Annotated in this window: 7 protein-coding genes and 2 rRNA genes; all 9 read left to right on the top strand. The window is 38.9% G+C overall.

What is annotated here, in order from left to right; all coding sequences use genetic code 11:
• Nucleotides 1-94: ribosomal RNA gene (locus M3226_RS27445) — 23S ribosomal RNA — on the top strand; the annotation flags it as partial.
• Nucleotides 95-298: 204 nt separating this feature from the next.
• Nucleotides 299-415, top strand: a 5S ribosomal RNA gene (rrf, locus tag M3226_RS27440).
• A gap of 198 nt (nt 416-613) precedes the next feature.
• Entirely contained in the window at nt 614-841 is a 228-nt protein-coding gene (locus tag M3226_RS27435) for a sigma factor G inhibitor Gin (protein ID WP_251572120.1), read from the top strand.
• A 95-nt stretch (nt 842-936) separates the two neighbouring features.
• Nucleotides 937-2,379 (top strand): aminotransferase class I/II-fold pyridoxal phosphate-dependent enzyme, encoded by a 1,443-nt coding sequence (locus M3226_RS27430; RefSeq protein ID WP_251572118.1) that lies wholly within the window; start codon nt 937-939, stop codon nt 2,377-2,379.
• Between the two features lie 25 nt (nt 2,380-2,404).
• The gene (gene tmk / locus M3226_RS27425; RefSeq protein ID WP_251572116.1) at nt 2,405-3,037 is read left to right on the top strand and encodes a dTMP kinase; all 633 of its coding nucleotides are present in this window, start codon (nt 2,405-2,407) and stop codon (nt 3,035-3,037) included.
• Nucleotides 3,038-3,119: 82 nt separating this feature from the next.
• Nucleotides 3,120-3,449, top strand: a complete 330-nt coding sequence (locus tag M3226_RS27420; protein WP_098530279.1) for a cyclic-di-AMP receptor — start codon at nt 3,120-3,122, stop codon at nt 3,447-3,449.
• A gap of 143 nt (nt 3,450-3,592) precedes the next feature.
• The gene (gene holB, locus M3226_RS27415) at nt 3,593-4,600 is read left to right on the top strand and encodes a DNA polymerase III subunit delta' (RefSeq protein WP_251572114.1); all 1,008 of its coding nucleotides are present in this window, start codon (nt 3,593-3,595) and stop codon (nt 4,598-4,600) included.
• The gene (locus tag M3226_RS27410) at nt 4,593-5,420 is read left to right on the top strand and encodes a PSP1 domain-containing protein (protein ID WP_251572112.1); all 828 of its coding nucleotides are present in this window, start codon (nt 4,593-4,595) and stop codon (nt 5,418-5,420) included. Before holB ends, M3226_RS27410 begins: the two co-directional genes overlap by 8 nt.
• A 12-nt stretch (nt 5,421-5,432) precedes the next feature.
• Nucleotides 5,433-5,807: a DNA replication initiation control protein YabA gene (gene yabA / locus M3226_RS27405; RefSeq protein ID WP_251572110.1), complete on the top strand. Its 375-nt coding sequence runs from the start codon at nt 5,433-5,435 to the stop codon at nt 5,805-5,807.
• Nucleotides 5,808-6,000: the final 193 nt, after the last annotated feature.

Genomic DNA, 6,000 nt, shown 5'->3' with positions numbered 1-6,000 from the left:
AGATCCCTGAAAGATGATCAGGTTGATAGGTCAGAGGTGGAAGCATGGTGACATGTGGAGCTGACTGATACTAATCGATCGAGGACTTAACCAAAACGAAAAGCGAAGGCGACTGTTCAACTTCGACAGATGTTGGAGAGCCGACGCTGCAAATCCTGCTTTTAGATTTGTAGTGACGGATCGAAACAGCCGAGAAGTTAGGAGCCGCAGCTGGACAAGTAAGAAACGATTACCTGGTTTTTACGCAATTTCTTCTACATTATCTAGTTTTGAGAGAACGATCTCTCTAATTTTATAGTCTGGTAATTAAGGCGAGAAGGTCACACCCGTTCCCATACCGAACACGGAAGTTAAGCTTCTCAGCGCCGATGGTAGTTGGGACGCGAGTCCCTGTGAGAGTAGGACGTTGCCAGGCAATGTAAGGACAATCCTTTCAGATTGTCCTTTTTGCGTTTATAGCGAAAAAGATGAGTAAAAGGCAAAAAGTACGAAGTGTTTTAAAGAAAACAGATATAGACATACACCCATTTAGAGGAATTAACATAAGATAATACAGGAGCCGGCTGAAAAGATTATTCAAAAAATTGTATACAAATTTAATGTATCGGACAGAATGGATGTATGGAGGTGGAGGGGATTGAGTTCATTATTAGCACATAATCATTTTGAGGAAACGTGCGTTATTTGTGAAAATCTAAAACCAAAAGGTATACATCTATACACTTCTTTTATTTGTACAGATTGCGAAAATGATTTAATTCATACAGATACAAATGATCCAAGATATAAATATTTCCTTAAACAGCTAAAAAAGATTACTACACCTGAAATATTTTCATAATAAGTCCTTAAAGGGCTTTATTTTTTTGGTGAAAAATAGGAAACTAAATAAAGTGATCTTAAAAAATGTCGTTTAATAGGCAAGGAAGATATAAGATGAAAAATCAATTGGAAACACCTTTGTATAATGCCCTAAAGGGGCATTTAAGTAATAACCCTGTATCCTTTCATGTTCCCGGCCATAAGTACGGTGAAATAGCTGCATATAAACAAGATGAATTTTTTAAAGGAATACTTAAAATAGATGCAACAGAATTGACTGGTTTAGACGATCTCCATTCACCAGAAGGCCCTATCATGGAAGCAGAGGAACTGTTAACTAAGTTTTACAAAACAAAAAAAAGCTACTTTCTTGTGAATGGTTCTACTGTAGGGAATCTTGCTATGATCATGGCAGCTTGTGCGGAGAATTCAATAGTGCTCGTGCAGAGAAACTGCCATAAATCGGTGTTAAATGCACTAAAATTAGCAAAAGTAAGGCCAGTATTTCTTGAGCCAGAGGTAAATCAGGAATGGAAGGTAGCAGCAGGTATCAGCACCCAAACCGTCCAACAGGCCATTAACCAGTATCCTGATGCCAAAGCTATCATCTTAACTTACCCGAATTATTATGGGATGGTCTATGACTTAAAGGGAATCATTGATATGGCTCATCACCTTCATATTCCGGTATTGGTAGATGAGGCACATGGGCCTCATTTTATCATAGGTGAGCCTTTTCCGGCATCTGCACTACAATTAGGTGCGGATATAGTTGTTCACTCTGCACATAAGACCCTTCCAGCGATGACAATGGGTTCCTTTTTGCATGTAAATAGTAACCTGGTAGACTTGAAAAGGGTTGAAGAATATCTAGGGATATTTCAATCAAGCAGCCCGTCCTATCCAATTATGGCATCACTTGATATCTCCAGACATTACTTAGCTGCTTATGGAGAAGAGGATGTACACTTTCTTCTTTCTGAAATCCAATCCTTTAAAGAAGCTCTAGCTAGAATTGAAAGCATAAAAGTGTTAACATATCGAAATAAAGTTAGTGATCCTCTTAAGATCACTATACAATCTAAATCTAATCTAACAGGATTTGAATTACAAAAAAGATTTGAAGCGAATGGAATATATACGGAACTAGCAGATCCGTATAATGTCCTATTTATTTTGCCTCTTTTAAAAAAAGGGCAAGTCTACCGATTATCCGAGACTGCGGAGAAAATAAAAAGTTCGCTTTATGGTTTGCCGTTTAACGACACAATTGAAGAAATACAGACAGGTGTTGAAATGATTTCGGAGTTAGCCATCAGTTATAGTGAAATGGAAAAACTAAATGTAATGGTAGTCGAGATAGAGAGGGCATCAGGATTGGTTTGTGCAGATACGATCATACCCTATCCACCTGGGATTCCTTTGTTAATGAAGGGAGAAAGAATAACAAGTGGAAAGATCGGACAGCTTAATCGTTTACTACAAACAGGTGCAAGATTTCAAGGAGATGCCTCTCTATTTAAAGCAGGTTATCTAAAGACATTTTCTATAACGTAGGATTATACATACTGGAGGTTTTATTTTGAAGGAAAACGGAACTTTTATTACATTTGAAGGTCCGGATGGGGCTGGAAAGACAACTATTATAAATCTAATAGCCAAAGAGTTAGAGCACGCTTTGTTGACCAGGGAGCCGGGAGGTATTGAAATAGCTGAGCAAATTAGAAAAGTTATTTTAGATAAGGAAAATACCGCTATGGACCCTCGAACAGAAGCACTGTTATATGCCGCTGCAAGAAGGCAGCATTTAATTGAAAAGGTAAAGCCGGCATTACAAGATGGGAAAGTAGTTCTATGTGACAGATTTGTTGATAGTTCATTAGCATATCAGGGATATGCCCGTGGATTAGGAATGGATGAGGTTTATGCGATTAATCAATTTGCCATCGAGGACTTGAGCCCAGAGCTGACTATTTATTTTGATATTGAACCTGAATTAGGAATGAAGCGAATTAATAGAAATAAAGGAAGAGAAGTAAACCGCCTCGATTTAGAAAATCTCGATTTCCATCATAAAGTCAGAGAAGGATATCACCTGCTATTGAAGCGTTTCCCAGCTAGAATGGTTCGGATTGATGCGTCAGGTACCATTGATGAGGTCTATCAAAAAACTCTAAATATAATCAAAGCAAGATTAGCGGAGAAAAGCCTTTAGTATAAGGCTTTTTTATTTAGGTATCCCAGCAGATAACCTGTTATAATAAAATAAAGGAAAAAAAGAGGAGAGGGTGTTCCATATGAAAATGATCATAGCCGTCGTTCAAGATCAAGATAGCAATCGTTTATCTAAAGCGTTAGTAGATAATAATTTTAGAGCAACCAAACTAGCTAGTACAGGTGGTTTTTTGAAGTCGGGGAACACAACCTTTATGATAGGTACTGAAGATATCCGGGTAGACCGGGCTCTTCAAATTATTAAGGATAACTGCAAATCCAGGGATCAGCTGGTTGCCCCCGTTTCACCTATGGGAGGAAACGCTGACTCTTACGTTCCCTATCCAGTAGAGGTAGAGGTAGGCGGAGCCACCGTATTTGTATTACCAATCGAACAATACATGCATTTTTAAAAAGGATAAGAAGGTATAACTTTTGAATTTGAGAATTTTCTAGCTCTAGCGCCTAGCCCCTCGATGGTCTATAGCTTATCCAGTGGGCTGACCAAGGCTCTTGCGCTTTTCTAAATAGCTTTTATAGATAGTGAGTGATTAATTTGGTTAAAACATGGGATCAACTACTAGAGCTGCAGCCGACCGTGTTGAAAATGCTAAAAAACAGCTTGTTGAAAAATCGAGTGGCCCATGCGTACCTTTTTGAAGGCATGAGAGGGACGGGGAAAAAGGAAATAGCTCTATTACTGACGAAATCTTTATTTTGTGAACAGCTAGTAGAAGGATATAAACCTTGCGAGTCATGTAATAACTGCCTTCGAATCAATAATGGAAACCATCCTGATGTTCATATTGTCGAGCCGGAAGGGTTATCGATTAAAGTGGAGCAAATACGAAATTTGCAGGCAGAATTTTCAAAAAAAGGTGTGGAATCTCAAAATAAAGTATATGTAATTTCTCATGCTGATAAAATGAGCGTGAGTGCTTCTAACAGCTTACTAAAATTCCTCGAGGAACCTAATCCGGGCACGGTAGCTTTTCTTTTAACTGAGCAAGTCCAACAGCTGCTTCCGACGATTCTATCTAGATGCCAGGTATTGGTTTTTCAACCGTTAGCACCACAGATGATGATCAAACAATTAATAGAAAATGGAGTTCATCCAGCTAAGGCTCCATTACTAGCACAGTTAACGAATAATTTGGAAGAAGCTCTCAAATTAAATGTTGACGAATGGTTTGCACAAGCCCAAAAAATAGTGGTAAAATTATATGAGGTGTTAAAAAAGAATTCACTGGAGGCGATGGTTACACTTCAGGGAGATTGGTTTTTACACTTTAAAGAAAAAGAACAGATACAACGTGGTTTAGATCTTTTACTTCTAATCTTTAAAGATTTACTATATATACAATTGGATAGGCAGGAGCAGCTTGTTTTTATAGAGGAGAATGAGCGGTTAAGACAATATGCCCTGCAAACATCTGGACGGCGCTTATCGGATCAAATGTCAGCTATTCTTGATGCAAAAAGGAAGCTGCAGGCAAATATGAATCCTCAGCTGATGATGGAACAGCTTGTGTTAAAATTGCAGGAGGGATCTTCATTTGTATGATGTTGTAGGAGTACGCTTTAAAAAAGCGGGGAAAATCTATTATTTTGATCCGGGAGACCTCTTAATTGAAAAGGATGACTTTGTCATTGTCGAAACTGTCCGCGGTGTAGAGTATGGAAGGGCTGTGATTGCCCGCAAACAGGTTGAGGAACATGATGTTGTCCTACCGTTAAAAAAGGTGGTCAGAATTGCCGACCAAAAGGATCGAATGATTGTTGATGAAAACAAGCAGGCAGCTCAAGAAGCTTATGAGGTTTGTAATGAGAAAGTGAATGAACATCAGCTGGATATGAAACTAGTGGATGTGGAATATACTTTTGATCGAAACAAAGTAATCTTCTACTTTACAGCAGATGGAAGAGTCGATTTTCGGGAGCTTGTTAAAGATTTAGCAGCCATTTTTAGGACACGCATTGAGCTGCGACAAATTGGTGTCCGCGATGAGGCAAAAATGCTTGGCGGGATTGGACCATGCGGAAGAATGCTATGCTGTTCTACTTTTTTAGGCGACTTTGATCCTGTCTCCATTAAAATGGCAAAGGATCAAAATCTTTCATTGAATCCAACAAAAATTTCCGGGTTATGCGGAAGACTTATGTGCTGCTTGAAATATGAAAATGATGAATATGAGTCTGCTAAAGAAGCTTTGCCTGATTTAGGGGAAATCATTGAAACGCCACAAGGTAAGGGAAAAGTGGTTGGATTAAATATATTAGAGCGGGTACTTCAGGTTGAACTAAAGGAACAAGAACGGGTTCTGGAGTATACTTTGGATGAAATCATTAAAGAAGGTGCCTTTTCTATACAATCCACAGATTAAGAGGTGGAAGCCGTGGATAAAAAGGAAATTTTTGAATCAGTAAGTAATATGGAAACACAAATTGGCCATCTTTACCAGCAACTAGGGGAATTAAAGCAGCATTTAGCCGAGATACTAGAAGAAAATCATTATTTAAAGCTCGAAAACGAGCATTTAAGGCGCCGTTTAGATGTAACCACTGAAGAAGGAAAGAAAGAAACAGAACCGAAACAGGGTGCTGCAGCAGCTGCGGAAACCCCAAGTGGGAAACATTTTGATGTTGGTGAAGGTTATGATAATCTCGCAAGGCTTTATCAAGAGGGGTTTCATATATGTAATCTTCACTTCGGCAGCTTGCGTAAAGAAGGCGATTGTTTGTTTTGTCTTTCTTTTCTTAATAAGAAATAACCTTAAGAGGCTGATTGATGCAGCCTCTATTTTCATAGAAAAAAGGTTAAAAATTGACTTTGAACATTGTCCAGCCCCAGCATCCAGCGGCTAGTGTCCTTCGCGCATCTCCCTACGATAAGTCAACACGAAAAAGCTATCGTTCTTGGTGTTTCCTTTATCTCGGTCGATGCACTCCAGGCCATACGCCACT

The organism is Neobacillus cucumis (assembly GCF_023715505.1).
Note: the sequence above shows the minus strand (reverse complement) of the source record. Positions and strands in the feature narration are given on the sequence as shown.